The organism is Ilyobacter sp. (assembly GCF_041583315.1).
GTDB lineage: Bacteria > Fusobacteriota > Fusobacteriia > Fusobacteriales > Fusobacteriaceae > Ilyobacter.
In genome coordinates, this window is record NZ_JBFHGC010000480.1 from 1 (window position 1) to 2,248 (window position 2,248).

Annotated in this window: 1 protein-coding gene and 1 pseudogene; both read right to left on the minus strand. The window is 35.3% G+C overall.

Annotated elements, in window-relative coordinates; translation table 11 throughout:
- A pseudogene (locus tag ABZA26_RS13155) lies at positions 1 to 954 on the minus strand (glucose-6-phosphate dehydrogenase); the annotation flags it as partial.
- Positions 955 to 960: 6 nt separating this feature from the next.
- Entirely contained in the window at positions 961 to 1,878 is a 918-nt protein-coding gene (gnd, locus tag ABZA26_RS13160; RefSeq protein WP_372714963.1) for a phosphogluconate dehydrogenase (NAD(+)-dependent, decarboxylating), read from the minus strand.
- Between the last annotated feature and the right edge of the window lie 370 nt (positions 1,879 to 2,248).

Sequence of the window (2,248 nt, forward strand, 5' to 3'; positions counted from 1 at the left end):
AGTATATCCGACTACACTTTTCCCACAGGATTTTCCGGGTCCGTACTGACCCTTTATAATATTTTTTTTCAGATAATTCTCATCCATGGATCTTATTGACTTAAAGACTTTAAGCTTTTCATCTCTGATTCTATCAGCATCAAAATTTGCAGGTGGTTCCATGGCAACAAGTGACAAAAGCTGCATTACATGATTCTGTACTATATCCCTTATGACTCCTGCCTTTTCATAAAATTTGCCTCTATGCTCTATCCCCAGCGTTTCCGCAGCAGTTATCTGGACATGATCAATAAAATTTCTGTTCCACAAAGGTTCAAATATGCTGTTCCCAAATCTGAAAAAAAGTATATTCTGTACAGTTTCCTTTCCCAGATAGTGGTCAATCCTATAAATTTCATCCTCTTCAAATACTCCCAAAACTGTTCTATTAAGTTCTTTTGCACTCTCTATATTCACACCAAAAGGTTTTTCCATGACTATCTTTTTTTTATACCAAGCAGAACACAGGCTGGATTTTTCCAAAGACTTTATCACAATGGGAGCAAACTCAGGAGGTATAGCAAGATAAAAAATTAACTGACTCTTTTCACCAGTTAGATCCTTGCATTTTATATATATTTCGTCATACATTTTTTTATCATCAAAAGCTCCTGATACATAATGGAATTTGTCCAGAAATTCTTCTGATTTTTCTCCTGGTTTTTTAGAAATAAATTTTTCCAGGGAATTTTTTAAAATATTTCTGTATTTTTCTCCTGTCAACTCAGGCATCCCACAGGATATAATATTAAAATCTTTGTGTAATTGATTTAAAACAAAAAGGTTATATAAGGAGGGAATCAGTTTTCTCTGGCTCAGATCTCCTGCACCTCCAAATATTATAAGAGTAAAAGGGAGTTTCTCCTTATTTTTAGAATCGCTCTGCACAAAATCCAGATTGATATGTCCATTCATAAAGTTTTAACCTCCTTTTTTTGTTTTTACAGCATGTCCTCCAAATTGATTTCTAAGTCCTGCTATGACTTTATCACTAAATGTCTCATCTCTTCTAGATCTAAATCTCTGAAGCAGGGAAAGGGTAATAACAGGTGCCGAAACTCTCTCCTCTATACTCTCTATTACGGTCCATCTCCCTTCACCCGAGTCTTCCACATAGCCTTTTATCCCTTCTAGATTCCCTTCTTTTTCAAAAAGATTTCCACAGAGTTCAAGAAGCCATGAATCGATTACACTTCCATGCTGCCATACCTTAGATATTTTTTCCAGATTCAGATCAAATTCTTTTTTTTCTTTGAGAATTTCGAATCCCTCTCCGAAAGCCTCCATCATAGCATACTCAATACCATTATGAACCATTTTTACAAAATGTCCAGAACCAGCTCGTCCCATATATTCATGACCTCCTGTGGGTTCAGACAGATCTGCAAGAATGGGTTCTATAAATTCATAACTACTTTTATCCCCTCCAACCATGAAACAATATCCTTTTTCAAGACCCCATATTCCTCCACTGGTTCCAGCATCCATAAGAGTATGACCGTTATTACGGACTTCCTCTTCTAGCCTCACTGTGTCTTTATAAAATGAATTCCCTCCATCTACTATGATCTTTGATTCTGCACACCTTATGGATATATCAAGTATTATATTTTTAGTTATTTCTCCGGCAGGCAGCATCGACCATATTATATCGATATTTCCTTTTTCAGCTTCTTTGCATAAATCCTCTATACTCTCTACAGCCCTAGCCCCTATACCTTCAAACTCCTTTCTGAGTTCAGAGTTCATATCATAAACTATAACGTCGTGTTTCTTCGCTATGAGTTTTTTAGACATATTCCCGCCCATTTTTCCCAGACCAATCATGGCTATTTTCATTTTCCACCTCCCACATATAATGCGTTTATCCCTTTTATACCGTTAAAAAATTTTACTGTGCAATGCGTCTAATTCCTCTTAATTCCTTTATTCCTTCATCAAATATCAACATCGACTTCGAGTACATTTGTAATTTTATTAAAAATTTCAAATGTACCAAACAAAAAAGGACTTTCAAAAATAAAGTCCTTCAGGATAAAAATAAATTGTATTTTTTAATTATAAAATTTAAATTTTTTTAACTTTTAACGCACTCCACTAGATCATTTTAAAAAGAGGCCATCTATTTTGTCCCAAAAAATAAAAAAAAGCTTGGCAAGTACCTATCCTCCCGGAGGGCTGCCCCTCAAGTACTTTCAGCGTATGCAGG

Bases quoted from the DNA above. Each gene is read 5' to 3' on its own strand.
- gnd (WP_372714963.1), bottom strand. From the start codon at position 1,878: ATGAAAATAGCCATGATTGGTCTGGGAAAAATGGGCGGGAATATGTCT.